Source organism: Spirillospora sp. NPDC048911, assembly GCF_043198015.1.
In the GTDB taxonomy this organism is placed as follows: Bacteria; Actinomycetota; Actinomycetes; order Streptosporangiales; family Streptosporangiaceae; genus Spirillospora.
Genome location: NZ_JBICUD010000007.1, coordinates 209029 through 233815, shown reverse-complemented (window position 1 = coordinate 233815; position 24787 = coordinate 209029). Strand labels below are relative to the sequence as shown.

General features: G+C 72.0%; 23 protein-coding genes. 17 read left to right on the top strand and 6 right to left on the bottom strand.

Annotation, left to right across the window (positions count from 1 at the left end):
- Nucleotides 1–114: 114 nt before the first annotated feature.
- Nucleotides 115–918: a nuclease-related domain-containing protein gene (locus tag ACGFNU_RS30655; RefSeq protein WP_392599202.1), complete on the bottom strand. Its 804-nt coding sequence runs from the start codon at nt 916–918 to the stop codon at nt 115–117.
- Nucleotides 919–1145: 227 nt separating this feature from the next.
- On the opposite strand from ACGFNU_RS30655, the gene ACGFNU_RS30650 reads away from it, so the two are divergent.
- Together ACGFNU_RS30650 and malQ are read left to right on the top strand one after the other, a co-directional pair.
- Entirely contained in the window at nt 1146–2585 is a 1440-nt protein-coding gene (locus tag ACGFNU_RS30650; RefSeq protein ID WP_392599200.1) for an amidase, read from the top strand.
- A gap of 53 nt (nt 2586–2638) precedes the next feature.
- A complete protein-coding gene (gene malQ, locus ACGFNU_RS30645) occupies nt 2639–4510 on the top strand; it encodes a 4-alpha-glucanotransferase (RefSeq protein ID WP_392599198.1) in 1872 nt (623 codons plus the stop codon).
- On the opposite strand, the gene ACGFNU_RS30640 is transcribed toward malQ, so the two are convergent.
- Nucleotides 4511–5500: a hypothetical protein gene (locus ACGFNU_RS30640; RefSeq protein ID WP_392599196.1), complete on the bottom strand. Its 990-nt coding sequence runs from the start codon at nt 5498–5500 to the stop codon at nt 4511–4513.
- 115 nt (nt 5501–5615) lie between these two features.
- Nucleotides 5616–8204: an aminopeptidase N gene (gene pepN, locus ACGFNU_RS30635; RefSeq protein WP_392599195.1), complete on the bottom strand. Its 2589-nt coding sequence runs from the start codon at nt 8202–8204 to the stop codon at nt 5616–5618.
- Between the two features lie 174 nt (nt 8205–8378).
- On the opposite strand from pepN, the gene ACGFNU_RS30630 reads away from it, so the two are divergent.
- The 8 genes from ACGFNU_RS30630 to ACGFNU_RS30595 all read left to right on the top strand — a co-directional run bounded on the left by ACGFNU_RS30630 (nt 8379) and on the right by ACGFNU_RS30595 (nt 14441).
- Complete coding sequence (locus tag ACGFNU_RS30630) at nt 8379–8993, top strand: disulfide bond formation protein DsbA (protein WP_392599193.1); 615 nt, start codon at nt 8379–8381, stop codon at nt 8991–8993.
- A gap of 150 nt (nt 8994–9143) precedes the next feature.
- Complete coding sequence (locus tag ACGFNU_RS30625; RefSeq protein ID WP_392599191.1) at nt 9144–9911, top strand: energy-coupling factor ABC transporter permease; 768 nt, start codon at nt 9144–9146, stop codon at nt 9909–9911.
- Nucleotides 9908–10204 (top strand): PDGLE domain-containing protein, encoded by a 297-nt coding sequence (locus ACGFNU_RS30620; RefSeq protein WP_392599189.1) that lies wholly within the window; start codon nt 9908–9910, stop codon nt 10202–10204. The genes ACGFNU_RS30625 and ACGFNU_RS30620 overlap by 4 nt, the downstream gene beginning before the upstream one ends.
- The gene (gene cbiQ, locus ACGFNU_RS30615) at nt 10204–10971 is read left to right on the top strand and encodes a cobalt ECF transporter T component CbiQ (RefSeq protein ID WP_392599187.1); all 768 of its coding nucleotides are present in this window, start codon (nt 10204–10206) and stop codon (nt 10969–10971) included. The genes ACGFNU_RS30620 and cbiQ overlap by 1 nt, the downstream gene beginning before the upstream one ends.
- A complete protein-coding gene (locus tag ACGFNU_RS30610; protein ID WP_392599185.1) occupies nt 10968–11726 on the top strand; it encodes an energy-coupling factor ABC transporter ATP-binding protein in 759 nt (252 codons plus the stop codon). The genes cbiQ and ACGFNU_RS30610 overlap by 4 nt, the downstream gene beginning before the upstream one ends.
- Nucleotides 11727–11820: 94 nt before the next feature.
- On the top strand, nt 11821–12783 hold the full coding sequence (locus ACGFNU_RS30605) for an ATP-binding protein (protein WP_392599184.1): 963 nt from the start codon (nt 11821–11823) through the stop codon (nt 12781–12783).
- Between the two features lie 46 nt (nt 12784–12829).
- Complete coding sequence (locus ACGFNU_RS30600) at nt 12830–13921, top strand: hypothetical protein (RefSeq protein ID WP_392599182.1); 1092 nt, start codon at nt 12830–12832, stop codon at nt 13919–13921.
- A gap of 43 nt (nt 13922–13964) precedes the next feature.
- Nucleotides 13965–14441: a ribose-5-phosphate isomerase gene (locus ACGFNU_RS30595; protein ID WP_392599180.1), complete on the top strand. Its 477-nt coding sequence runs from the start codon at nt 13965–13967 to the stop codon at nt 14439–14441.
- Nucleotides 14442–14492: 51 nt separating this feature from the next.
- On the opposite strand, the gene ACGFNU_RS30590 is transcribed toward ACGFNU_RS30595, so the two are convergent.
- Nucleotides 14493–14687 carry a hypothetical protein gene (locus ACGFNU_RS30590; protein ID WP_392599179.1) on the bottom strand — a complete coding sequence of 65 codons (195 nt, stop codon included), beginning with the start codon at nt 14685–14687 and terminating at the stop codon, nt 14493–14495.
- 167 nt (nt 14688–14854) lie between these two features.
- Here ACGFNU_RS30590 and ACGFNU_RS30585 point away from each other — a divergent pair, with 167 nt between their 5' ends.
- The 6 genes from ACGFNU_RS30585 to ACGFNU_RS30560 all read left to right on the top strand — a co-directional run bounded on the left by ACGFNU_RS30585 (nt 14855) and on the right by ACGFNU_RS30560 (nt 20839).
- Entirely contained in the window at nt 14855–15970 is a 1116-nt protein-coding gene (locus tag ACGFNU_RS30585) for a PP2C family protein-serine/threonine phosphatase (RefSeq protein ID WP_392599177.1), read from the top strand.
- A 44-nt stretch (nt 15971–16014) separates the two neighbouring features.
- Entirely contained in the window at nt 16015–16218 is a 204-nt protein-coding gene (locus ACGFNU_RS30580; protein WP_392599175.1) for a hypothetical protein, read from the top strand.
- A 282-nt stretch (nt 16219–16500) separates the two neighbouring features.
- Nucleotides 16501–17031, top strand: a complete 531-nt coding sequence (locus tag ACGFNU_RS30575; RefSeq protein ID WP_392599173.1) for an NAD(P)H-dependent oxidoreductase — start codon at nt 16501–16503, stop codon at nt 17029–17031.
- Nucleotides 17028–17537, top strand: coding sequence for a flavin reductase family protein (locus ACGFNU_RS30570; RefSeq protein WP_392599171.1), 510 nt, complete (start codon nt 17028–17030; stop codon nt 17535–17537). Before ACGFNU_RS30575 ends, ACGFNU_RS30570 begins: the two co-directional genes overlap by 4 nt.
- Before the next feature lie 143 nt (nt 17538–17680).
- Nucleotides 17681–19054 (top strand): ATP-binding protein, encoded by a 1374-nt coding sequence (locus ACGFNU_RS30565; RefSeq protein ID WP_392599169.1) that lies wholly within the window; start codon nt 17681–17683, stop codon nt 19052–19054.
- Between the two features lie 96 nt (nt 19055–19150).
- A complete protein-coding gene (locus tag ACGFNU_RS30560; protein WP_392599168.1) occupies nt 19151–20839 on the top strand; it encodes a Coagulation factor 5/8 type domain-containing protein in 1689 nt (562 codons plus the stop codon).
- Nucleotides 20840–20855: 16 nt separating this feature from the next.
- Here ACGFNU_RS30560 and ACGFNU_RS30555 read toward each other — a convergent pair whose 3' ends face one another.
- Nucleotides 20856–22253 (bottom strand): amidase, encoded by a 1398-nt coding sequence (locus ACGFNU_RS30555; protein ID WP_392599745.1) that lies wholly within the window; start codon nt 22251–22253, stop codon nt 20856–20858.
- Between the two features lie 116 nt (nt 22254–22369).
- On the opposite strand from ACGFNU_RS30555, the gene ACGFNU_RS30550 reads away from it, so the two are divergent.
- Nucleotides 22370–23848, top strand: coding sequence for a carboxyl transferase domain-containing protein (locus ACGFNU_RS30550; RefSeq protein ID WP_392599167.1), 1479 nt, complete (start codon nt 22370–22372; stop codon nt 23846–23848).
- A gap of 13 nt (nt 23849–23861) precedes the next feature.
- Here ACGFNU_RS30550 and ACGFNU_RS30545 read toward each other — a convergent pair whose 3' ends face one another.
- The gene (locus tag ACGFNU_RS30545) at nt 23862–24752 is read right to left on the bottom strand and encodes a LysR family transcriptional regulator (RefSeq protein WP_392599165.1); all 891 of its coding nucleotides are present in this window, start codon (nt 24750–24752) and stop codon (nt 23862–23864) included.
- Nucleotides 24753–24787: the final 35 nt, after the last annotated feature.

Genomic DNA, 24787 nt, shown 5'->3' with positions numbered 1-24787 from the left:
TGCGAGGTGCCCCTCCGGCTCCGGTACCCGCGAGGGGTTCCGATCGCTGGGGGCTCATCGTTGAGCCGTCCGGCGCGGCTGCGCCGGCTCGTCAGGCCGCCCGGCCGTGCCGGGTCAGGCCGCTTCTTCCTGGGGATACTTCGGGGGCAGTGCCTTCTCCGCGGCCTTGAAGATCCGCTGGACGTCGGTGTCGGTCAGGATCTTGGGCCGCCGGCGCAGGTACCCCTTCGCCCGGTTGCCCGCGTAGACGTCCACGTCCCGGACCCGCATGACCTTCCACGGGATGGACGGGCCGTAGATCGCCACGGACGCCTGGACCGGGACCTCGAAGCCGACGCGCTCCTCGAGGGCCTTGGCCGCCTGCTCGGCCTCCCATCGCGCCTCGTCCAGCCGGTCCTTCTTGTTGAAGGGCCCGTGGAAGAGCTTGCGGTGCGAGAGGGTCCGCACCGGAAGGCGCTTGTCCCATTTCTCCGAGTCGATGGCGTAGACGCCGCTGGGGCCGATCACCAGGTGATCGATCCGGCCGTCGCTGACGCCCTCGTCGTCCATGGGGACGGCGCGCGCGTGCAGGACGCGGTACCCGTTCTTCTGCAGGGCCTTGAGCTGCCGCTCCGTGCGCCGCTCGGCGGCTGACGACTTCTGCCAGGCCGTGACGCTGGAGGTCTTGCGGGCCCTGCGGACCACGTCGGCGACGACCGCGAGGACCGCCGCCGTGACGCCGATCCGGATGTCGAAGACGAGGGCGAAGAGCACGCCGACGACGACCGCGACGACGACGCGTTCGATCCAGCGCCGGATCTGCGGGTCGTTGAGCAGGTCACCGTACGTTTGGGGCTCCTTGTCGGGGTCGCGGCCGGGTGGTGTCTCATGGGGCTGGCCGCGCGCGTGCTGGCTGTTGCCCCGCTCCATGATGGCCATGAGCTACGCTCCGTATTCCTTTCGCGTGAGAGACATGATCCTCTGTGCGCAGAGTAATGATTTCGATGGTTGGCGACTAGACATGTCGGGTTCTTACTTTTGTCGCCGTACTGAAGCGATTCACGGGTGGCGTAGGCGGGTAGGTTGTTTTTTACCCCCTCTTTCCTCGGTATGACGACGGTTGCCATCTTTGATGCTCGGGCGTCCGGCGTCTACCGTTCGGCGGTGTGACGCATACCCATGACCTCAGCGCCCAAGCGCTCGCCGCGGCCGTCCGTGTACGGGACCTTTCCCCGGTAGAGATCGTCGATCACTACCTGGAACGCATTGAGCGGGTAAATCCCCAGGTCGGCGCCTATGTCACGGTGACCGGCGAGCTGGCCCGCGAGCAGGCCGCGCGGGCCGAGAAGCGGGTCATGGACACCGCCGATCCTGCCACGCTGCCGCCGCTGCACGGCGTGCCGGTCCCGGTCAAGGACCTGAACATGGTGACCGGCGTGCGGGTTACGCTCGGATCGAAGGTTTTCAACGAACTGACCGGCTTCGCGGACGACAACGTTGTGGTATTGCTCAGGGAAGCGGGCTCTGTCCTTTTGGGCAAGACCTCGACCCCGGAATTCGGTTTGCCCTGTTATACGGAAAATGCCGTCGCACCGCCCGCCCGTACCCCCTGGGATCGGTCCCGGTCGGCCGGCGGCTCCAGTGGCGGGGCGGCCGCGGCGGTCGCCGCGGGGCTGGCGCCGGTCGCGCAGGGCAGCGACGGCGGCGGCTCGATCCGGATCCCCAGCAGCGTCTGCGGGCTCTTCGGGATCAAGCCCACCCGCGGCCGGATCTCGCAGGGCCCGATCGTCCCGGATCTGTTCGGCCTGTCCACCAACGGCCCGATCGCCCGGACGGTCCGCGACGCCGCCCTGCTCCTGGACGTGATGGCCGTCCCCGTGCCCGGCGACCTCTACCGGGCGCCCGCCGCCGACGGGACGTTCCTCGGGTACGCCGACCGCCCGCCCGGCCGCCTCAAGATCGCTCGCAGCATCGAGCCGGCCGTCCCGGGGGCGGCGGTCCACCCCGACTGCGTCGCCGCGTACGAGGCCGCCACGGAGCTGCTGGTCGAGCTCGGCCACGAGGTCGTCGACCTCCCGCCGGTCTTCGGCCCCGACCTCGTGCCGCACTTCGAGCTGCTGTGGGGCGTCATGGCCACGCTCACGCCCGTCCCGCCGGAGGGCGAGCACCTCCTCCAGCCGCTCACCCGCTGGCTGCGCGAACGCGGCGACGCCACGTCCGCCCCCGATCTCCTCCGGGCGCACGCCCAGCTCCAGGCGGCGTGCCGCACCGCGTTCCCGGTCATGAACGAGTACGACGCGATCCTGCACCCCACCCTCGCCCAGCCGCCCGCGCCCATCGGGTACTTCCACGACCAGGAGCCGGCCGAGAACTTCGAACGCCAGAAGCACTTCACCCCGTTCTGCGCCGCGTACAACATCTCCGGCCAGCCCGCCGTCAACGTCCCGCTGCACTGGACCGAACCCGACGCGAACGGGCGGAGCCTGCCGATCGGGATCATGCTCGCCGGGCGGCTCGGCGGCGAGGGCACGCTGATCTCGCTGGCCGCCCAGCTCGAAGAGGCCCGTCCCTGGATCGACCGCAAGCCCGACCTCTGGGACGCCTGAGAACGCGCGACAAGGCCCGAGTCCGTCACGTTTATTGGGGAATGGTCCCCGGCGTGGTGGACGAGGATCTGAACTCCCTGGCCGAGGCGCACAGCGTCTCCACTCGCTACACCGACTGGCGCGGCCACGAGACCGCTGTCTCGCGCGACACCCTCGTGGCCGTGCTGGCGGCCCTGGGCGTGGACGCGTCGACCCCGTCGGCGGTACGGGACGAACTGGCTCGGCTGAACGCACGCGAACGCGCCGTCCCCGAGCCGCGGGGCGTTCCCGAGAGCCTCCCGCCGAGCCCGCGCTCCTGGGGGTTCACGGCGCAGCTCTACTCCGTGCGCTCCCGCGGTTCCTGGGGGATGGGCGACCTTCGCGACCTGGCCGATCTCGCCTCCTGGGCCGGAGCGCTCGGCGCCGGGTTCGTCCTGGTCAACCCGCTGCACGCGACCGAGCCCGCGCCGCCGGTGGGGCCGTCGCCCTATTCGCCGATGAGCCGCCGCTTCGCGAGCCCGCTCTACCTGCGGGTGGAGGACGTTCCGGAGTACGGAGCCCTGCCCGACCTGGAACGTGAACGCGTCGCGCGCCTGGTGGCGGCGCTGCGGGACGGCGGCGAGATCATCGACCGTGACGCCGTCTGGGAGGCCAAGCGGAAGGCGCTCGAACTGACGTACAGGCTGCCCCGCACCGCCGCCCGCGAGCGGGACTACGAACGGTTCCGCGAACGTGAGGGCGCACCGCTGACCGCCTTCGCGACGTGGTGCGCGCTCGCCGAGGAGCAGGGGACCGACTGGCGCCGCTGGCCCGCCGAGCTCCGTGACGCGGACGGCCCGGCCGTGGCCATGGCCGCCAAACGGCTCGCCGAGCGGGTCGGCTTCCACACGTGGTCGCAATGGCAGCTCGACGAGCAGCTCGGACGCGCGCAGGAGGCGGCCCGCGCGGCCGGGATGCCGATCGGGATCGTCCACGACCTCGCGGTGGGGGTCAGCCAGGGCAGCGCCGACGCGTGGATGTACAGGTCGCTGTTCGCGCCCGGCATGAGCGTCGGCGCGCCCCCCGACGAGTTCAACCAGCGCGGCCAGGACTGGGGCCAGCCGCCCTGGCACCCCGAACGGCTCGCGGAGGCCGGCTACGCCCCGTTCCGCGAGATGCTGGCGGCGGCGCTGCGGCACGGCGGCGGGCTGAGGCTCGACCACGCCATGCAGGTGTCCCGGCTCTGGTGGGTGCCCGAGGGGCGGTCCCCGGCCGAGGGGACGTACGTCTCGTACGATCGGAACGCCCTCCTGTCCTGCCTGGTCGCCGAGGCGGCCCGGACCGGCGCGGTGATCATCGGCGAGGACCTCGGCACGGTCGAGCCGGGCCTGCGCGCGGACCTCGCCGAACGCGGCATCCTCGGCACCACGCTGCTCTGGTTCGAACGCGACGGGGACGGCCGCCCGCAGCGGCCCGAGCGGTGGCGCGAGCTCTCCCTCGCCACCGTCGGAACGCACGACATGCCGCCGATCACCGGCATCCTGCACGGCGATCACCTCGCCCTGCGGAACCGCCTCGGCCTGCTCACCAGGCCGCTGGAGGTCGAGGAGGACGAGCACCGGCGCCAGCTCGCGGACCAGCTCGAACTGCTGCACGCCGAAGGCCTGCTCGGCATCCCGCCCGCCGAGATCATGAAGGCGCTCGACGAGGGCTCCACCGCCTACGACGAGCAGGTGGTGGCGGCGCTGCACGGGTTCCTGGCCCGGACGCCCGCCCGGCTCCTCGGGATCTCGCTCGCCGACGCCGTGGGGGAGCGCCGCACCCAGAACCAGCCCGGCACGACCGACGAATACCCCAACTGGCGCGTCCCGCTGGCCGGCGCCGAAGGCCACCCGGTCAGCCTCGACGAGCTGGGCGGCCACCGCCGCGTCGAGGCCGCGATCGAACCCCTCAGAGACTGGCGGTGATCAGAGACTGGCGGTGAGGCGCTTGGTGACCTCGCGCAGCAGGCCGTCCGGAACGATCGTGGTCCCGGCGATCGCCGAGAAGAGCGCGGGCAGCCCGGGCAGCGGGTAGGAGCCGTCCCGCGCGCCGTCGAGCGCCGCCTTGCCCAGCGGCTGGTGGCGCAGCGAGGCGCGCGAGCGCGCCCAGGCCGTCTCGACCTCCTCCGGCGACGGCACTCCGAACCCGTGCCCGACCGGGGCCGCGTGCCGGAGCCTGACCAGGGCGCTGTCGGTGAACTCGGCCGCCAGCTTGCAGCGCTGCGTGAGGGCCGCGCGCACCGGTTCGTCGATCCGGGACATGACCGTGCACGGCGTGCGGCAGCGTGCGGCGCAGTCGCCGAGGGCCTGGGAGACCTGGCTGTGCTGGCGGTCCAGATAGGCGCGCCAGCCGGGGCCCGGCTCGTTCGAGACCCGCAGCGTCCGCTCGCAGGCGGACCGTTCCGGCCGGGTGTGATCGCACATCCGGGCCGAGCCGGGCTCGACCGGGACGCCGAACCGGCTGCCCTCGCCGGTCACCGAGGCGCCGATCAGCGCCGGATCGCCCGCGTGGCCGAGAACCGGCTCCCAGGCGAGCATGGGCAGGTATTCGCTGGCGATGTGGACGGCCGCCACCAGGGCGGCCATCTCCCGCCGGCGCCATCGGATCTCGATGACCTCCAGCAGCAGCGCGTACGCGGGCCGCAGGCTCGCCAGGGCCCCGCGCGGCTGCTCCTTGGACGTCTGCGGCATCCGGCTGGCGCGTGCCCGGTCGAGCAGGTCCTTCGGCACCTCGCCGACGTCCTCGGGCATGCCGAAGTCCTCGGCGTCCAGGTCGAGGACGCGCTGCCCGAACGCGCACAGGGCGGCCAGCGGCGCCACCCGCTCCTTGGGCACCGCCCGGGGCGTGAGCGCCTCGATGTCCCCGAACGCGTACCGGCCCGCCAGCGCCCTCAGCACGTCCCGTGCGGTCTCCACATGCACCCCTTCACCCGGCCCCATGATCATGGTGACCCCGGCCCCCCGTGATCATGCCCTCGCTTCGGCAACGATCGCATGGTCACGGGGGTTTCCCAGGGTCACATGACGCGCCCTATGCGGCGGACCCGTCCTTGGCTCGGGCGCGCAGGGCGCGGGAGACGCCGTCGCGGCCCTCCGAGAGCAGCCGGGCCAGCGCGGCAGGGGGCGTGTTCTCGGCGATGTAGGCGTCGGTCCGGTCGACCGTGCCCTGCTCGACGATCAGGTACGGGTAGGCGACCTCGGCGAACGTCTGGGACATGTCGCTGCTCCACTCCGACCAGATCCGCCCGACCTCGGCGAAATAGGTGTCGGCGTACGCGCGCAGCAGCTCGACGTGGTCGGGCTCGGTGAACCCGCCCAGCGTCGCCCGGAAGATCGCGTTCGGCAGCTTGCCCGAGACGATCTTCTCCCAGGCGGCGGACTTGGCCTCGGCCGTGCCGATGGCCGCGTTGCAGGCCGCCGCGTGGCGCTCGCCCGCCGCGGTCGCGTCGCGGGCCAGCTCGGCGTCGATCTCCGGGACGCCCGCCTTGCCCTTGACGACCAGCCGGCGGAGCAGCGCCCAGCGCAGCTCGGTGTCGACCTTCAGCCCCTCCAGGACCGTGGAGCCGTCCAGGAGCCCGGAGACGTAGGCCAGATGGCCGTCGTTCGTCGCGACCGCCGTGAAGGCCTGCACGTAGGCCAGCTGGAAGTCCGAACCGGCCTCGGCCTCCTGCGCGAGCTCCAGGAGGGAGTCGGCCATCAGCTCCAGCCCCTCCGGCTGCCACGCCGGGTCGCCGTACTGGACGATGGCCGTGCGCGCCTGGCGGAGGAGGGTCTGTGCCACCGAGATGTCGGTGACGCCGCGGATGCCGCTGACGACCAGCTTGACGTAGTCGCGGGTGGCCATCTCGGCGTCGCGGGTCATGTCCCACGCCGCCGACCAGCACAGCGCCCGCGGCAGGCCGTCCTTGATCTCCCCGATGCCCGCGGACTCCTTCAGGGGGGTCGGCCCCCCTGTACCCCCCGGAAAAGCTCCGATGAGGGTGCGCAGCGAGTGCTCGTCCAGCCTGACCTTGGCGTAGGTGAGGTCGTCGTCGTTCACCAGCACCAGGTCGGGGCGCTTTTTACCGATGAGCTCGGCCACCGCGGTGCGGGCGCCGACGATGTCGAGCTCGACGCGCTCGCGCCGGACGATCCCCTTGTCCGTGCGGTCGAAGAGACCGATCGCGACGCGGTGCGAGCGCAGCGTCGGGTAGTCGGCCTTGGCCTCCTGCAGGACGTCGAACGAGGTGAAGTTGCCGTCGGCATCCACCTCGTACACGGGGCGCAGCGTGTTGACCCCGGCGGTCTCCAGCCATTCCTTCGACCAGGACGCCAGGTCGCGGCCGGAGGTCTCCTCCAGCGCGTCCAGCAGGTCGGACAGGACCGTGTTGCCCCAGGCGTGCCGCTGGAAGTAGCGCCGCACGCCCTCCAGGAAGTTGTCGCGCCCGACGTAGGCCACCAGCTGCTTGAGGACGCTGGCGCCCTTGGCGTAGGTGATGCCGTCGAAGTTGACCTCGACCGCCCGGATGTCCGGGATGTCGGCGGAGATCGGGTGCGTGGAGGGCAGCTGGTCCTGCCGGTACGCCCAGGCCTTCATCAGATTGGCGAACGTCGTCCAGGAACCGGTCCACTTGGTGGCCTCGGCCTGGCAGAGCACGCTCATGTACGTGGCGAACGACTCGTTCAGCCAGAGGTCGTCCCACCAGCGCATGGTGACGAGGTCGCCGAACCACATGTGCGCCATCTCGTGCAGGATCGTCTCGGCGCGCCGCTCGTACGCCGCGTCCGTCACGCGCGACCGGAAGACGTAGTCCTCCAGGAACGTGACGGCCCCGGCGTTCTCCATCGCGCCCGCGTTGAACTCGGGCACGAAGAGCTGGTCGTACTTGCTGAACGGGTACGGCTGGTCGAACACCCTCTCGAAGAACTCGAAGCCCTGCCGCGTGACGTCGAGGATGGCGCCGGCGTCCAGGTGCTCGGCCAGCGAGGCCCGGCAGTAGACGCCCAGCGGGATCACGCTGCCGTCCGCGCGCCGGTACTCGTCGGTGACCTCGTGGTAGGGCCCGGCGATCAGCGCGGTGATGTAGGTCGAGACCTTCGGCGTCGGATCGAAGCGCCACGTCCCCGTGCGCACCCCGTTGACGTTGAGGCGCTCGTTCGTGATCACCTTCCAGCCGGCCGGGGACGTCACGCTCAGCTCGAACGTGGCCTTGAGGTCGGGCTGGTCGAAGCAGGTGTACATCCGGTGCGCGTCGGCCGTCTCGAACTGCGTGTAGAGGTACACGCTCTGGTCGACGGGGTCGACGAAGCGGTGCAGGCCCTCGCCGGAGCGCGAGTACGCGGCGTCGGCGACGACGCGCAGCTCGTTGTCCGCGGCCAGCGAGGGCAGCGGGATCCGGCCCTTCCCGGCGTCGTAGGTGCCCGGGTCGAGCGCGGTCCCGTTGAGCGTGACCTCACGCACCACGGCGCCGTGCAGATCGACGAAGGTCGAGGCGCCCGGCTCGGCGCAGCCGAACCGGATGAGGGTGGTGGAGCCGAAGCGCTCCTCACCGGTGGTCAGGTCCAGCTCCACCGCGTACGACTCGACGGTGAGCAGCCGGGCCCTTTCCCGCGCCTCATCGCGCGTGAGGTTGCCTGCCACATGTACTCCTTGGTCGTCATAAACCTGGTTCCTCCATGTCTACCAACCTGCCGGGGGGTCAGGGCGGCTGGCACGGCCATAGGTTTGGAGGGAAGTGGTTTTCGAGGGGGAATCGACGGCCGTCCGTCAGGGTTGAGCTTGGTAAATGATGATCTGCCCTGAGGAGAGATGGCGTTGACGCAGGAAACCCGTGAGCCGGTGGACTTCTGGTTCGACCCGTTGTGCCCCTGGGCGTGGATCACGTCCCGCTGGGTGCTGGAAGTCGAGAAGCTGCGCCCGATCGAGCCGCGCTGGCACGTCATGAGCCTGTCAGTCCTCAACGAGGGCAGGGACGTGCCGCAGAAGTACAAGGATCTGCTTGACTCGGGCTGGGGCCCGGTGCGGGTCTGCATCGCCGCCGAGCAGAAGTACGGCCCGGAGGTGCTCGGCCGTCTTTACACCGAGCTGGGCACCCGCCGCCACAACCAGAGGCAGCCGTACGACAGGGAGACCCTTGAGGCGGCCCTGACCGCGGCGGGCCTCGACCCGGCGCTGGCGGACGCCGCCGACTCCACCGAGTACGACACGGCCCTGCGCGCTTCCCACAAGGACGGCATCGACCGGGTCGGCGAGGAGGTCGGCACGCCGGTGATCTCGGTCGCCGGGCATGCCTTCTTCGGCCCCGTGGTGACGCCGATCCCGCGCGGCGAGGCCGCGGCCAAGCTGTGGGACGGCGTGCTCGCGGTCGCGCAGACCGACGGGTTCTTCGAGCTCAAGCGCACCCGGACCCGCGACCCGATCTTCGACTGACCGGACTCCGTTCGATCGAGGAGGCCGTCTGGATGAGAAGGATCACGGCCTTTTCGCGCCAATCTCGTTGTTGCGACGAACTTGCAACTGCGACGCACCCGCCCCCAAACTGGACCTGTTGCTCACAAACAGGCAGGGACGGTGGGGTGCGTGCACGTACCGGACGGATTCTTCGACGCGCCGGTCTCGATCGGCGCGGGCGTCGTCGCCGCGGCGGGCATCGGGCTCTGCCTCAAGGGTGCCCGCCGCGAGCTCGACGACCGGACGGCGCCGCTGGCGGGCCTCACGGCGGCCTTCATCTTCGCCGCGCAGATGATCAACTTCCCGGTCGCGTCCGGGACGAGCGGCCATCTGATGGGCGGCGCGCTGGCGGCCATCCTGGTGGGGCCGTACACGGGCGTGCTCTGCATCTCCGTGGTCCTGCTGATACAGATGTTCTTCGCTGACGGCGGCGTCACCGCGTACGGCATCAACGTCACGCTCATGGGCATCGTCAGCGTGGTCGTCGGCTACGGGATCTTCCGCCTGCTGATGGGCGTCCTGCCGAAGAACCGCGGCGGCGTCACGGTCGCCTCGTTCACCGGCGCGGTGGTGTCGGTGCCCGCGTCCGCGCTCGCCTTCGTGGGCCTCTTCGCGATCGGCGGCACCGCGGACCTCTCGCTGGGCGCCGTGGCCACCGCGATGCTCGGCGTGCACGTCCTGATCGGCATCGGCGAGGGCGTGATCACCGCCGTCACGGTCGGCTCGATCGCCGCCGTCCGGCCCGACCTCGTCCACGGCGTCTCCCTCGCGCCCGCGGCGCCGCTCCAGCTGAAGGGCGACGCCGGCATGCCCGTCGATCCGCTCGTCGACACGCCCCCGGGTTCGTTCACCGACACGCCCGCGGACTCGCCCGCCACCGGAGGTGCCTCGGCATGACCAAGCGTTTCTTCTTCGTCTTCCTGCTGGTGGCCGTGATCGTCGCCGGATTCGTCAGCTTCTACGCGAGCGCCTCGCCCGACGGGCTCACCAAGGTCGCCGAGGACAAGGGCTTCGCGGCCAAGGAGAAGGACCACCGGCTCAAGGACTCGCCGTTCGGTGACTACGGCATCAAGGGCGTCAGCAATGAGCGGCTCTCGGGCGGGCTGGCCGGGGTCGCCGGCGTCGGGCTGACCCTCGCGGTCGGCGGCGGCCTGTTCTGGGTGGTCCGCCGCCGGTCGTCGGCGGGCTGATGGGCGCCGGGCACGCCCATCCGCTCTATCGCGCGGGCGGGTCGGGCGTCCACCGGCTGCCGCCGCAGTGCAAGCTGGTCGCGGCCGTCGCGTTCGTCCTCGCGGTGGTGGCCACGCCGCGCGAGGAGATCTGGGCGTTCGGGTCGTACGCGCTGCTGCTCGCGATCGTCGCCGGGTTCGCCCGGCTCCCGCCCGGATTCGTGCTGCGCCGGATGGCCGTCGAGGTGCCGTTCGTGGCGTTCGCGCTGCTGTTGCCCTTCGTGGCGCGCGGTCCTCGCGTCGACGTGCTCGGCATCGGCTTGAGCGAGAGCGGGCTGTGGTCGGCGTGGAACATCCTCGCCAAGGCCAGCCTCGGCGCGGTGGCGATGATCCTGCTCGGCGCCACGACGGAGCCGAGGGCCCTGCTGCTCGGCCTGGAACGGCTGCGGATGCCCGCCCTGCTCACCCAGATCGCCACGTTCATGCTGCGCTACCTGGACGTGATCGTGGGGGAGATGCGGCGGATGCGGGTGGCGCGGGCGTCCCGCGGGTTCGAGGCGCGAGGCTTCCGGGACGTCACGGTGCTCGCCCGCTCCGTCGCCGCCCTCTTCCTGCGCTCGTACGAACGTGGCGAACGCGTCTATCTCGCCATGGTGAGCCGCGGCTACGACGGCCGGATGCCCGTGATCAACGAGAGCGCGGCGACCGTCCGCCAGTGGACGGCGGCGGCTGCGCTGCCGGGGGCGGCGGCCCTGATAGCGACCGCCTCCTGGATACTCGCAGCGTGACGACCGCCGCCTCGCTTGAGATCAAGGGCCTCGCCTACGCCTATCCGGACGGGACGCAGGCCCTGTACGGCGTCGACGTCGTCATCGAACGCGGCGAACGGGTGGCGCTGCTCGGACCCAACGGCGCCGGCAAGACCACGCTCGTCCTTCACCTCAACGGCATCCTGCACGGCGGGCTCGGCAGCGTCCACGTCGGCGGGCTCGCGGTCGACCCCAAGGACAAGCAGACCCTGCGGGAGATCCGGCGCCGGGTGGGCATCGTCTTCCAGGACCCCGACGACCAGCTCTTCATGCCGACGGTCCGCGAGGACGTCGCGTTCGGCCCGGCCAACCTCGGCATGCGCGGCGCCGAGCTGGACCGCCGGGTGACGGACGCGCTCGGCCGGGTCGGCATGCTGGAGGTCGCCGACCGGCCGCCGCAGCACCTCAGCTTCGGCCAGCGCCGCCGTGTCGCCGTCGCGACCGTGCTGGCCATGGAGCCGGAGATCCTCGTCCTGGACGAGCCGTCCTCCAACCTCGACCCGGCCAGCCGCCGCGAGCTCGCCGAGATCCTGCTGGGCCTGGACGTCACCGTCCTGATGGTCACGCACGACCTGCCGTACGCGGCGGAGCTGTGCCCGCGCTCGCTGATCCTGTCCGGCGGCGTGATCGCGGCCGACGCGCCGACGCGGGACCTCCTGGCGGACGAGGATCTGCTGGCCGCGCACCGGCTGGAGCTGCCCTTCGGGTTCGACCCGGCAAGCCGGCACAGGTGAGTTCGGGGATTCTGCTTGCTTCCGTTCCGCCCGTTCGGGACACTCGTGACTCCTGAAATTGGCAACGGTTTTCATATCCGACTCGGGGGCTTTCGTGAAGGTTGCGTTCGTGGGCAAGGGCGGCAGCGGCAAGACCACACTGTCGTCGCTCTTCGTCCGGCATCTGGCCGTCCGGGGCCTGCCGGTGGTGGCGGTCGACGCCGACATCAACCAGCACCTCGGGGTGGCGCTCGGCCTCGACGAGGACCGCGCCGCCAAGATCCCGGCGATGGGCGAGCGGCTCACCGAGATCAAGGAGTACCTGCGCGGCGACAACCCGCGCATCGCGTCCGCGGCGAGCATGGTCAAGACGACCCCGCCGGGAACGGGCTCGCGGCTGCTGCGCGTGGGCGGCGACGACCCGATCCACGCGCTCGGCCACGACCTCCGGGCGGACGAGGGCGGCCACGCCATCACGCTCATGGCGACCGGGCCGTTCAACGACGACGACCTCGGGGTGGCCTGCTACCACTCCAAGACCGGCGCCGTGGAGCTCTACCTCAACCACCTGGCCGACGGCCCCGGAGAGTACGTGGTCGTCGACATGACCGCGGGCGCCGACACGTTCGCCTCCGGGCTCTTCACACGGTTCGACCTGATGTTCCTGGTCGCCGAGCCCACGCGGAAGGGCGTCGGCGTCTACCGGCAGTACACCGACTACGCGCGCGACTACGACGTCGCCATCAGCGTCGTCGGCAACAAGGTGCAGAGCGACGACGACGTGGCGTACCTGCGCGAACACGTGGGCGACGACCTCCTCACCTGGCTCGGCCAGTCCAGCGCCGTCCGCGCCATGGAGCAGGGGCGCGAGGGCATCGGCCTGGAGCCGGCCAACGAGGCGGCGCTCGGCCGCATGCTCGCGGCGGTGGACGCCCGTGAGAAGGACTGGGACGGATACCAGAGGCAGGCCGTCGAGTTCCACGTCAAGAACGCGCGCAGCTGGGCGAACCGCGCCGTGGGCGAGGATCTGGAGACCCAGGTCGACCCGGAGTTCCGCTTTCCCGGCGTGCCCGCGTGACAGTGGGGTCTAGCGACGCTGCGTGATCCCCATTAATCTGCGCGCCATGACGACGCGGCGGGTGCTGGGAACCCTCATCGGCGCGGTGGGCCCGGTGGCCCTGATCGCCCTGCTCCTCGGGAACCAGTGGATCTACGAGAAGTTCATCAGGTCCGACCTGGCGCGCGAGAACGAGACGTTCAGCCCGCTGCTCAGCTGGTTGTTCTATCCCAACTGGCGGCTGACGACCCAGGGCCGGTTCCGCGACTTCAAGTGGGTCGCGGCGCAGGACCTCAGCATCCTGCTGATGTTCGCGGTGCTGGCGATCCTGGTCGTCGTGGCCGCGCGGACGCTCGACCCCGACCGGGGCGCCCTGAACGTGGTGATCCTGGGCTGGTGGGCGACGGTGGTCGCGGGCGGCGTCTCCGGGTTCGTGAACGGCGTGCTCCAGGACGTCATGCTGGACTACCCGACCGGCTACGGCGACTCGTCCATCTACTGGCTCGTGATGTCGCGGGGCGGGACGTTCGGGCTGCTGTACGGGTGGCTCGCGGGTGTCGGCGCGCTGGTGGGCTACCAGCTGACCCGTCCCAAGACGGGCGCGGGCGCGATGCGGCCCGGGCAGCCCGCGCCTTCGGTGCCGGGAGCACCGGCGCCGATCCCGGCGGGCCATCCCGCCGCGACGCCGTACGTGCCGCCCGCCCAGTCGCCGTACGCGCCCGGCCAGCCAGGGATGCCGGGCCAGCCAGGGATGCCCGGTCGGCCGGGGATGCCCGGCCAGCCCTACGCGCCGGGTCAGCCGTACGCGCCCGGCCAGCCGCAGCAGCCGTGGAGCGGCGGCCCGGGCCAGGCCCCTCCGCCCGGACCGGCTGCTCCCGCCGGATACGCTCAGCCGCTCGGCTACCAACCGCAACCGCAGCCGCAGCAACCGCCGGCCGCGGCGGAGGCGCCCGCGCCGCCCGCTGAGGTGCCCCCTCCGTCGCCGCCGCCGGCGGAACCCGAGAAGGACGCCGACGTGACTCCGGCGCCCGAGCCCGCCGACGCCGACGACACGCCCGAACGCGCCGACGCGGCCGAGAGCGAGCCGGAGAAACCAGAGGACGGCCCTTCTCCCAGCGACGAGACCAGGACGGACGGCGGGCTGCAGCCGCCACGGTGACCCGGACGCCCGGCGGCGCGCGATACCTGGGAGAATCAGCCCCATGCGCGTGTTTCTTGGTAGCGACCATGCCGGCTTCGAGCTGAAGGAGCACCTGGTCTCCTGGCTGAAGGCGAACGGCCACGAGGCCGTCGACTGCGGGCCGCTCGTCTACGACGCCGTCGACGACTACCCGCCGTTCGTGTTGCGGGCCGCGGCGAAGGTCGCGGCCGAGCCCGGCAGCCTCGGCATCGTGATCGGCGGCTCGGGCAACGGCGAGCAGATCGCCGCCAACAAGGTCAAGGGCGTCCGCGCCGCGCTGGCCTGGAACGACGACACCGCGAAGCTCGCCCGCGAGCACAACGACGCCAACGTCATCAGCATCGGCGCCCGCCAGCACGACCTCGACACCGCGACCCGGTTCGTGCAGATCTTCCTCGGCACGCCCTACTCGAAGGAGCCGCGGCACACCCGCCGCATCAGGATGCTCAGCGAGTACGAGCACACCGGCGAACTCCCGCCCCTGCCCAGCGAGAGCTGACGCGGCAGGGCCGGCGCCCGGCCGGGAACGCCGAGGCCGGGAACGCCGGCGTCAGGAGCGGCGCGGGGGAGCGCCGCGCTTGCCCAGGCGGCGGCGTTCGCCCTTGGGCGGCTTGGCGGGTTTGCCGCTCTCGGCGTTCTTGGGCGTCCCGTTCGCGGGCGGCTCCTCGCCCTCCGCGCGCGGCCGCGACACGTCCCGTGCCCGCATCGCCGCGTCGACAGTGATCCGCATGCCAGGTTGACCCACGTGGCGCACCTCCCGGTCACTCAGGACACCATTGGACACCACGGAGCGGGGTTCCGCGCAAGAAGCGTCCGCGATCGCTGACGGCACGTGACTGGAACGTTGCAAAGTGTCATGGGTGGCGCGGATGCCCTTCGATCGGCACGGATGCTCGATACAGTTCCTGAGTCATGCTGCAACGTCTGGTCCACCTGCTTCCGCCGAGAGTGCGCGCCTTCCTGCGCAGGATTCCGATCCTCGTGCGGATCTACAGGTGGCTCCGGCGGGGCAAGCTGACGCGTGAACGCTACGTGTTCGTGGCCCTCGCGGTGCTCGCGATCGCCATCGGGCTCGCCGCGACGGAATCGAGCGCCTGGGCGCCGTCCGGCGCGCTCGTCCTGACCGTGCTCGGCGGCGGCCTGCTCCTCAAGGTGCGCACCCTGCTGGCGTTGCTCGGCGTGGTCGTGGTCATGCTGGCCTACGACGCGTGGCACGACCGTTCGGCGGTCGGCCCCGGGGTGATCGCGACGCTCGTCATCACGGCCGTGCTCGCCGTCACGCTCGCCCGCACCCGGCAGCAGCTCGGGGTGCAGGGGCTGCGCGGCGACTCGATGCTGCTGGAGCTGCGCGACCGGTTGCGGCGGCAGGGCCAGATGCCCGAGCTGCCCGAGGGCTGGGACTCGCAGGTCGTGATGTTGCAGGCCGGCGGGTCGTCGTTCGGCGGTGACTTCGTGGTCTCCACCTGCCACGGCGACACCCTCGAAGTGGCGCTGGTCGACGTCTCCGGCAAGGGCACCGACGCGGGCACCCGGGCGCTCATGCTGTCCGGTGCTTTCGGTGGATTGCTTGGATCGATCCAGAGTGACCGTTTCCTCCCGGCGTGCAATGCCTATTTGCAGCGGCAGCGCTGGGACGAGGGCTTCGTCACGGCGGTGCATCTGGTGATCGACCTGGCCACCGGCGAGTACAGCGTCGAGTCGGCGGGGCACCCGCCCGCCGTCCAGTTCGACGCGGGCACCGGCACCTGGCAGGTCAGCTCCGCCAAGGGCGTGGTGCTCGGGGTCGTTCCCGACCTGCGCTCCGAGCCCGAGCGCGGCCTGCTCCGCCCCGGCGACGCGCTGCTGGTCTACACCGACGGCCTGGTGGAGATGCCGGGCCGCGACCTGGACGCGGGCATCGACCGGCTGCTGGGCGAGGTCGAACGGCTCGTCCCCAAGGGGTTCCGCGTCGGCGCCCAGGAGCTCGTCGAGCGCATGGCCGCCGCCCGCGACGACGACTGCGCCCTAGTGCTCATCTGGCGGACCTGACCGATGCCGGATCTCGTCCTCGACCACCTCGCCTACGCCCGCTGGTGGCATGGGCCGCGGGCGAGGATCCCGGGCCGGCCGCCGACATGTCCCGGCTGCGGCCCGACGGCGAGCCGCTGAGCCGGCGGCTCACCGCGCCGCGGACGGGCGTGCTGCCGTTCCTGATCGACTGGGGCGGGACGGACCACCCGGCGATCGCGCTGATCGCCCGCCTGGACGGGCCCGTGGGGCCCGTCACGCTCGGCTGAGCGGCGCCCGGCGCGTCCGCCCAAGAGGAAACGTGATCGTCATTTTGATGTTTCACCCCGTGCACAGACGGCGGGCAGAGTGAGGGGCAGATCGGCAACCGGCCGGCCCCGCCGGACCCTCCTCGGCGGGCGGGGCGACGACGGTTGGCGGCACCGAAGGCGATGTCCGCGCGAACGGCACCCCAGGGGTGGGAGGCGCCGCCCGCGCGGACATCGGCCTTTCCGGGGTCCGCGCTTTTTCCCGACAAAACCTATTGACTTGGTATGGATCTGGGGATCAGGATGGGGACCGTGAGCTTCGTGGTCATCATCGGCAACCCCCGGTCCGGCTCCCGCACCGCCACCGCGGCGATCGCCGCGGCCCGCGCCGTCGCGGCGGCCGCCGGGATCGCCGCCGACCCCGAGATCATCGACCTGTCCGCGCTGGGCCCCCGGCTGTTGCGGGCCGAGCCCTCGGCCGCCGTCGAGGACGCCCTCGCCCAGGTCCTGTCCGCCGACGTGATCCTCGTAGCGAGCCCCACGTACAAGGGCACCTATACCGGCCTGCTCAAGGTCTTCCTCGACCGCGTGCCCGGCGGCGCGCTGGCGGGGAAGGCCGCGCTGCCGCTGCTCCTGCTGGGCGCGCCACGGCACGCGCTGGCCGTCGAAGTCCACCTGCGACCGCTGCTCGTCGAGCTCGGCGCCTCCGTCCCCACCCCGGGGCTGGCGTTGCTCGAAACGCAGCTGGACCGGCTCGACTCCCTCGTGGCGGAGTGGGCCGCCCAGATCTCCCCCGCCGTAAGGGGCGCTCTCACGGCGGGGGCCGCCCGGTGACCGGGGCGGCGACGGCACGGCCCGTCCCGGTCACCGGCGACTCGTTCCGCGCCGCGCTGGCACGCCACGCGGCCGGAGTCGTGATCGTCACCGCCCGGCCCGACGCGCAGGCGCCCGCGGGGCTGACGGCCACCTCGTTCACGTCGGTCAGCGTCGATCCGCCGCTGGTCTCGTTCTACGTGGCGGCCTCGTCGACGACGCTGCCGCGCCTGCGCGCGGCGCGGACGTTCGCGGTGAACGTGCTCGGGCCGGACCAGGCCGAGCTCGCCGCGCGGTTCGCCAGCCGCGAGGCGGACCGGTTCGCGGTCCCGACGCGCTGGTGGCGCGGGCCCGGCGGCGAGCCGATGCTCGCCGGGGCGGCCGCCCGGCTGCGCTGCGACTGGCACGCCACGCACCGGATCGGCGACCATCTGCTGGTGGTCGGCCGGGTGATCGGCGTGGACCTGGGCGCGGCCGACGCGCCGCTGCTCTACCACCGCGGGCGGTTCGGGCGTTTCGTGGCCTGATGGCCTCCCCTGGCGCCGGGCCCAGGTTTCGCCGGGCACCGTTCGGTAACAACCACATCTGCTGATCGTTCGCAGGTTCAGGCCGCGTAGCCCCCCACGTGGACGCCGTACGGCGTGCTGTCGGGGAGGGGGTCGCCGGGGCCATGGCCGTCCCGAGGTTGCGCTGGCCTCCGTCCCGCTGGACCCTGCAGACACAGGTGACGGTGGTGTCGATCGCCGCCGTGGGCTGCCTGCTGGTCCTCGGCGTCACGGTGTTCTACGTCGCCGTGCGCCGCGCGGTCTACGACGGGCTGAACGAGCGCGGGGCCATGGCCGTCGAGCGGCTGGTGGACGACGTCGAACGGTCCGATCCGCACGGGCAGGCCGCGCTGGCCCCCGACGTGCCGGGGTTCTCCCTGCTCCAGGTGGTGGACGACCGGGGCGTGGTGGTCGCGGCCAGCCCGATCCTCGCCGGCCGGCCCTCGATGACGCCGCGCCGCCCGGCCAAGCCGCACACGAGGCAGGCGCAGACCCTCAGCGTGCCGGGCGTGTCGAACCGGGTCTACGTCATGAGCGAGCGGGTGCCGAGCTCGCACGGCTGGCGGACGATCCAGGCCGGCTCCCCGATGGCCGACTTCGAGCACGCGCGGGGATTCTTCCTGGGCGCGCTCGGCGTCGCGGTGCTGCTGATGGTCGGCCTGGTCGGGCTGGCCGTCGGGCGCTCGGTCCGGCGGACGATGCAGCCCGTGTGCGTGATGAGCGCCGAGCTGGCGGCGATCACCGGCGGCGAGCCGATCCGGCGGGTGACCGTGCCCGACAGCGGCGACGAGGTCTCCGAGCTGGCCGATTCGATCAACCAGACGCTGCGCCGGCTGGAGGGCGTGGTCGAGCGGCAGCGGGGGTTCGTCGCCGACGTCTCGCACGAGCTGCGCAGCCCGCTCACCGGCCTGCGCGCCCAGCTCGAAGTGGCGTTGCAGCATCCAGAGGACGAGGACTGGCCGGCGGTCGTCCGCGCCGCGCTGGCCGACGCCGACCGGCTCCAGAACATCGTCACCGACCTGCTCATCATGGCCAAGCTGGAGGCCGGCCTGCGGATGGAGCGCCAGCCCGTCGACCTGGGCGAGCTCGCCCGCGCGGAGGTGGCGCGGCGGCCCCGGCGGGTGCCGGTCGAGGTCGAGGCGGACGACGGCGTCGTCGTCCAGGGCACCCGCATGCATCTGGTCCGGCTGCTCACCAACCTGCTCGACAACGCCGAGCGGCACGCCGCGTCCCTGGTGCGGGTGACGGTCCGCGCCGACGGCGGCACCGCCGTGCTGGAGGTGGCCGACGACGGTTCGGGCATTCCGGACCGGGACCGCGAGCGGGTGTTCCGGCGGTTCCAGCGGCTGGACGAGAGCCGCGCGCGCGACAGCGGCGGCACCGGGCTGGGGCTGCCGATCTCGCGGGAGGTCGCCACGGCGCACGGCGGCACGCTGGTGGCGGCCGACAGCGACCGGGGTGCCCGCCTGGTACTGCGGTTGCCGCTGAAAGGTCAGTAGGAACTGAACGTGAATGCCACTCACTTTCGGTGCGAGCGCGTGATATCGATCTTGAGAAGGTGAGAATCGCTCGCTCACTGAAAGGTCCCCCCGCCCATGTCCCGCACGCATCCCCTCGTCAGGGCCGCACTGGCCGTCCTGACCGGCTCGGCTCTCCTGGCCGGCCTCGCATCGATCGCCCCGCCTGCCGCCGCCGTCCCCGCCCTGCCCGCCACCCGCTCCGCCGCGCCCGCCACCCTTCCGGGGGACGGCGTGAACGTCACCGGTGAGCCTTTCCGCGGGACGACCGCGAACGGCGAGGTGCGCGGGTACGTGGACGCGCACAGCCACCTGATGTCGTGGGAGGGGTTCGGCGGCAGCGTCCTGTGCGGCAAGTCGTTCGACCCGCACGGCATCGAGGCGGCGCTGCGCGACTGCGACGACCACGGCAAGGACGGCTCGCTCGCCTGGTTCGAGAACTTCACCAGCAAGGGCACCCCGTTCGGCACCCACGACACCACCGGATGGCCGACGTTCAAGGACTGGCCCAGCCAGCAGTCGCGCACGCACCAGCAGGCGTACTACACGTGGCTCGAACGGTCCTGGCGGGCCGGGCAGCGGGTTCTGGTCAACCAGCTGGTCTCCAACCGCACGCTGTGCGAGATCTACCCGCTGAAGAAGTACCCGTGCGACGAGATGGGCTCGATCCGCCTGCAGGCGCAGCGCACCTACGAGCTGCAGGATCTCGTCGACAAGGAGAACGGTGGCCCCGGCAAAGGATGGTTCCGGGTCGTCCGTGACGCGGCCGAGGCCCGCCGGGTCATCGAGCAGGGCAAGCTGGCCGTCGTGCTCGGCGTGGAGACCTCGGAGCCGTTCGGATGCCGCCAGGTCGGCGGGCTGCCGCTGTGCACCAAGGCGCAGATCGACCAGGGCCTGGACGAGATGAAGCGGCTCGGCGTCAGCTCCATGTTCCTGTGCCACAAGTTCGACAACGCACTGTGCGGCGTGCGCTTCGACTCCGGCACCACCGGCGTGATCATGAACGCAGGCAACTTCATCGGGAGCGGCCGTTTCTGGCAGGCCGACACCTGCACACGGCCGGAGCACGACAACCCGATCACGCCCTCGAACGACCTCACCGCGCTGCTGGCCGGGCCGCTCGCGCGTCTGCGCCCGCTCGGAATCACGCTGCCGCTCTATCCGAAGGCACCGCACTGCAACATCAACGGCCTTACCGACCTGGGCGCGTACACGGTCCAGGGCATGATGAAGCGCCAGATGATCGTCGAGATCGACCACATGAGCGTCAAGGCCGCCGACCGGACCCTGTCCCTCCTCGAAGCGGCGAAGTACCCGGGCGTGATCTCCGGGCACAGCTGGATGGACGGCGGCTACGCGCCCCGCGTCTACCGGCTCGGCGGGATGATCACCTCGTACGGGCACCGGGCCGACGGCTTCGTCGAGGACTGGCGGCAGGCCAAGAAAGCCCACGGCGAGGGGTTCTTCGGCTTCGGATACGGTCTGGACGCCAACGGCCTCGGCCCGCTGCCGCCCGCCCGTCCGGACAACGGGTCGAATCCGCTGCGCTACCCGTTCCCCTCGCCGTTCGACGACGCCGTGACGCTCGACCGGCAGCGCACCGGCGAACGGACGTGGGACGTCAACAAGGAGGGTGTCGCCAACTACGGCCTGGTCCCGGACTGGATCGCCGACATGCGCACCATCTCCGGCGACGAGATCATCACCGATCTGGGCCGCGGCGCGGAGGCGTACCTGCGCATGTGGGAGCGCGCCGCGTCCTCCTGAGCCGTGACCTGCCGAGCTACTCGGCGAGTGCCGGGCGGCGATCCGCGTGGTGGGTGGCCTCTTCGAAGGCGTGGCCGATCTGCAGGACGGCGAAGTCGGCGCGATGCGGGCCGACGATCTGCAGGCCGACCGGGAGCCCGCCCGGGGTGAAGCCGCCCGGCACCGACAGCGCCGGGCACCCCGTCGCGGAGATGAGGTAGGCCGAGGCCATCCACTCCAGGTAGTCGAGCATCTGCCGGCCCGCGACCTCGGCCGGGTACTCCAGGGCGGTCGCGAACGGCACGACCTGGCTGACCGGCGCGAGAAGCACGTCGTAGCGTTCGAAGAACTTCCGCACGCGGTGGAAGAGCGCGGTGTGCAGCACCTCGGCGCGCGCGATGTCCGGCCCGGTGAGCGACCGCCCGACCTCGATGTTGTCGGTGAGCGACTTCTTGAGCTTGTCGGCGGGCAGCGAGCCGAGGGCCAGCTCGAACTGCCACGCCCGGAGCGTCCGGAAGACCTCGTCCGCGCCGCGCAGGTCCGGGCAGGCCTCCTCGACGACGCAGCCCAGCTCGCTGAACACCTTCACGGCCCGTTCGAGGACCTCGATGACGGCCGGGTCGGCGTGCGCGCGGCCGCCCAGGTCGGGTGCCCAGGCCACGCGCAGCCCGCGCAGGTCGCGATCGAGCGGCCGGGCGAACGTCCCGCCCGGCGTCTCCAGCGCGATCGGGCTGCGCGGATCGGGTCCGGCGATCACCGACAACATCAGCGCCAGGTCGCCGACGGTGCGGGCCATCGGGCCCTGGACGCCCATCGTGGCCCAGGCCGCCCGCGCCGGCCACGACGGAACGCGTCCCGGCGACGGGCGGAGCCCTGCGACGTTGCAGAACGAGGCGGGGTTGCGCAGCGAGCCGCCCATGTCGCTGCCGTCCGCGATCGGGTGCATGCCGCAGGCCAGCGCGGCCGCCGCGCCGCCGCTGCTGCCGCCCGCCGACCGTTCGGTGTCGTAGGGGTTGAGCGTCGCCCCGAACAGCGTGTTGAACGTGTGCGACCCGGCGGCGAACTCGGGAACGTTCGTCTTGCCCAGCGTGACGACCCCTGCCGCCTTCATGCGTTCGATGATGAGCTCGTCGCGCCTGGGCACGTTGTCGGCCAGGATCGGCGATCCCCACGTCGTCAGGATGCCGGCGGTCTCGTGGGTGTCCTTGTGCGCGACCGGGAGCCCGTGCAGCGGCCCCGTCTCCGCGCCGGACGCCAGCCGTTCGTCGGCCGCCGCGGCCTGCTCCAGCGCCCGCTCGGCGACCAGCGTGACGATCGCGTTGACCTTCGCGTTGGTGCGTTCGATCTGGGCCAGATGCGCTTCGGTGACCTCGCGCGCCGACACCTCGCCGGAACGCATCAGCCGGACGAGCTCGCGGGCGGAAGTAAATTGGATCAAAACGTCCTCCGAGGGATCGTACGGACAAACTACTCCCGGCCCGGCGCCGATGTGGGGCGTACCACCATCGGGGCGGCGATCGTTCCGTGTGCGCCCGCTGACAGGATGGCAGCATGGCGACGACCCGTGCGGGGGACCTGGTGCGCCGCGTCCTGGACGGCGGCGCCTGGACGTCCTGGGACACCGAGCCGGTCCAGGTCGCCGAGCCCGGCTCCGCGTACGCGGCTGAGCTCGCGGCGGCCCGCGAACGCAGTGGCTGCGACGAGGCCGTCATCACCGGCGAAGGTCTCCTGCGGGGCCGCCGCGTCGCCTGCGTGGTCTCGGAGTTCGGGTTCCTGGCGGGCTCCATCGGGCTGGCGACCGCCGAACGCGTCGTCGCCGCGATCGAACGGGCCACCGCCGAACGCCTGCCGTTGCTGGCCGCCCCGTCCTCCGGCGGGACGCGGATGCAGGAGGGCACGGTCGCGTTCGCGCAGATGGCCCGCATCACCGCCGCCGTGACGCGGCACCGGGCCGCCGGGTTGCCCTATCTCGTCTACCTGCGCCATCCCACGACGGGCGGAGTCTTCGCGTCGTGGGGCTCGCTCGGCCACGTCACCGCCGCCGAGCCAGGTGCGCTGATCGGGTTTCTGGGGCCGCGCGTCTACGAGGGCCTCTACGGCGAGCCGTTCCCTTCGGGTGTGCAGGTGGCCGAGAACCTCGCGGCCAAGGGCCTGGTCGATGCCGTCGTCGGTCTGGACGATCTCCCCGGCATCGCCGCTGACGCCCTCGACGTCCTCGCCGCCCGCCCGCCCGCCGAGGCGGAGCTCGCCTACGAAGGGCCCGGCGTGCCGGCGGAGACGTCGGCGTGGGAGTCGATCGAACGATCCCGCGAGCCCGACCGGCCGGGCGTCCGCGAACTGCTCCGGTACGGCGCCACGCGTGTCACCCCGCTCTCGGGGACGGGTCAGGGCGAGGCCGATCCGGGCCTGCTCCTCGCGCTCGGCCGCTTCGGCTCCGTCTCGTGCGTCCTGGTGGGCCAGGATCGCCGCAGCCAGCGCACCGGCCACGCCCTCGGCCCGGCCGGTCTCCGCGTCGCCCGCCGGGGGATGGGCCTCGCCGCCGAACTCGGCCTCCCGCTGGTGACGGTCGTCGACACTCCGGGCGCGGTGCTCTCCGCCGAGGCGGAGGAGGGCGGTCTGGCGGGCGAGATCGCCCGCTGTCTCGCCGACATGCTGACCCTCGCCGCCCCGGCGGTCTGCCTGCTCATGGGGGAGGGGACCGGTGGCGCCGCGCTGGCCCTGCTCCCGGCCGACCGCGTTCTGGCGGCCCGTCACGCCTGGCTCTCGCCCCTCCCGCCCGAGGGCGCGTCCGTCATCGTCCACCGGACCCCCGAGCGTGCGCCCGAGATGGCCGAAGCTCAGGGCGTGCGCTCGTCGGAGCTGCTTCGGAACGGCATCGTTGACGAGCTCGTGGACGAACGCCCGGACGCAGCCGAAGAACCCGAGGCGTTCTGCCGTCGCGCTGCCGCAGCCCTGGAGCAATCCCTGTTCAACGTGCGCGCCGCCGACCCCGCCGCCCGGCAGGCCCGCTTTCGCGATCTCGGTCGCTGACCTACTCCGGCCGTCAGCGCAGTCTGCGGCGGAGTTCGGCGGCCAGTTCGGCGGCGGAGTCGCGGAGGGCCTCCACGAAGGGACGCCGGAGGGCGCCGTCGCCGGGCGCCTGAGCGATCGCCGTCGTCCGTACCGCCGAAGGATGATCGATGCGCACCAGGGCGACCGTGGGCGGCACCATGGGCACGGCGAGGCCCGGAACCACGGTGACGCCCAGTCCGGCTGCGACGAGCCCCAGCTTGGCGACCCAGTCGCGAGCCACGAACGCGACCTCGGCGTCGTCCGTCCACGCCCCGAGGAGGGTGGTGCCCGGATCGGTGCTGCCGGCGATCCATCGTTCGTCGCGGAGCATGTCCGGCGTGACGCTGGCCCTGCCCGCGAGCGGGTGATCCAGGGGGACCGCCACCAGCAGGGGGTCGTCCAGCAGCGGGATCAGCTCGATACCGTCGGGGGTCTTGCGAGGAGGGGTCACCACCGCCAGGTCGAGGCGTCCCCTGGCGATCGCCGACAGCAGGCGCGGGCTCAGGCCCTCGCGCAGCGGCACGCGCAGGTGGGGGGACGCGGCGATCGCACGCGGCACCAGTGCCGCCATCGCGGTGGAGAACGCGCCGACGCGCAGGCGCCGGGGCCGGCGTGCGCCGAGATCCGCCAGCTCCTGGCGGGCCGTGTCGAGCTCGGTGAGAACCGCCTCGGCGTGCTGGAGAACGAGGCGTCCTGCCTCCGTGGGCTGGACGCCTCGTGCCTGACGTTCGAACAGCGGGCGCCCGGCGGCCTGCTCCATGAGCGCGATCTGGCGGGAGACGGCCGACTGCGTGTAGCCGAGCCGCTCGGCGGCCGTCGAGAACGATCCGTGCCGGGCCGCCTCCCGCACGACGCGCAGGCCGACCACCGTGAAGTCACTCATGCGGTATAGGAATATCAGATATGCGAGACAGTCGT

Coding starts and splice junctions, on each gene's coding strand:
- ACGFNU_RS30600 (WP_392599182.1), top strand. CDS start 12,830: ATGACGACGCGGCGGGTGCTGGGAACCCTCATCGGCGCGGTGGGCCCG.
- ACGFNU_RS30545 (WP_392599165.1), bottom strand. CDS start 24,752: ATGAGTGACTTCACGGTGGTCGGCCTGCGCGTCGTGCGGGAGGCGGCC.
- ACGFNU_RS30575 (WP_392599173.1), top strand. CDS start 16,501: ATGGGGACCGTGAGCTTCGTGGTCATCATCGGCAACCCCCGGTCCGGC.
- ACGFNU_RS30655 (WP_392599202.1), bottom strand. CDS start 918: ATGGCCATCATGGAGCGGGGCAACAGCCAGCACGCGCGCGGCCAGCCC.
- ACGFNU_RS30565 (WP_392599169.1), top strand. CDS start 17,681: ATGGCCGTCCCGAGGTTGCGCTGGCCTCCGTCCCGCTGGACCCTGCAG.
- ACGFNU_RS30585 (WP_392599177.1), top strand. CDS start 14,855: ATGCTGCAACGTCTGGTCCACCTGCTTCCGCCGAGAGTGCGCGCCTTC.
- ACGFNU_RS30550 (WP_392599167.1), top strand. CDS start 22,370: ATGGCGACGACCCGTGCGGGGGACCTGGTGCGCCGCGTCCTGGACGGC.
- ACGFNU_RS30595 (WP_392599180.1), top strand. CDS start 13,965: ATGCGCGTGTTTCTTGGTAGCGACCATGCCGGCTTCGAGCTGAAGGAG.
- cbiQ (WP_392599187.1), top strand. CDS start 10,204: ATGGGCGCCGGGCACGCCCATCCGCTCTATCGCGCGGGCGGGTCGGGC.
- ACGFNU_RS30620 (WP_392599189.1), top strand. CDS start 9,908: ATGACCAAGCGTTTCTTCTTCGTCTTCCTGCTGGTGGCCGTGATCGTC.
- ACGFNU_RS30560 (WP_392599168.1), top strand. CDS start 19,151: ATGTCCCGCACGCATCCCCTCGTCAGGGCCGCACTGGCCGTCCTGACC.